Here is an 882-nt window from a genome sequence, read left to right on the forward strand (position 1 = left end):
ACGACGGTTAGCGATGAACTTGAGGTAGTCCTCCATCATCGCCGCGTTCATGCCCAACACCCCACGCGGCATGGTGTCGCGAGCGTATTCGATCTCCAGCTGGGTCCCTTGCAGGATCATCTGGGTCGCTTCTTCTTTCATCTCGGCATCCCACAAATGTGGGTTTTCGATTTTGATCTGGTTGATCACGTCGATGCCGAAGTTCAGGTGCATCGACTCGTCACGCAGGATGTATTGGAACTGCTCGGCCACGCCGGTCATTTTGTTGCGACGGCCCATCGACAAAATCTGGGTGAAGCCGCAATAGAAGAAGATGCCTTCCAGGACGCAGTAGTAGGCGACCAGGTTGCGCAGCAGTTCTTTGTCGGTCTCGACGGTGCCGGTTTCGAACTTCGGATCGGAGATGGAGCGGGTGTACTTCAAGCCCCAGGCTGCCTTTTTAGCGACCGATGGAATCTCGTGGTACATGTTGAAGATCTCGCCTTCATCCATGGCCAGCGATTCGATGCAGTACTGGTAGGCGTGGGTGTGGATCGCTTCTTCGAAGGCCTGGCGCAGGATGTACTGGCGGCACTCCGGGTTGGTGATCAGGCGGTACACGGCGAGCACCAGGTTGTTCGCTACCAACGAGTCGGCGGTGGAGAAGAAGCCCAGGTTGCGCATGACGATGCGGCGCTCGTCGTCGGTCAGGCCTTCGGGGTTTTTCCACAGGGCGATGTCGGCGGTCATGTTGACCTCTTGCGGCATCCAGTGGTTGGCGCAGCCGTCGAGGTATTTCTGCCAGGCCCAGTCGTACTTGAACGGCACGAGTTGGTTGAGGTCGGCGCGGCAGTTGATCATGCGCTTTTCGTCAACGGCGACGCGAGCGGCGGAGCCTTCCAG

1 protein-coding gene is annotated in these 882 nt (G+C 58.2%); it reads right to left on the reverse strand.

Annotation, left to right across the window (positions count from 1 at the left end; translation table 11 throughout):
* A partial coding sequence (locus HF257_RS33195; RefSeq protein WP_185711020.1) for a ribonucleotide-diphosphate reductase subunit beta occupies positions 1-882 on the reverse strand: 882 nt, incomplete at both ends.

Source organism: Pseudomonas cremoris, from assembly GCF_014230465.1.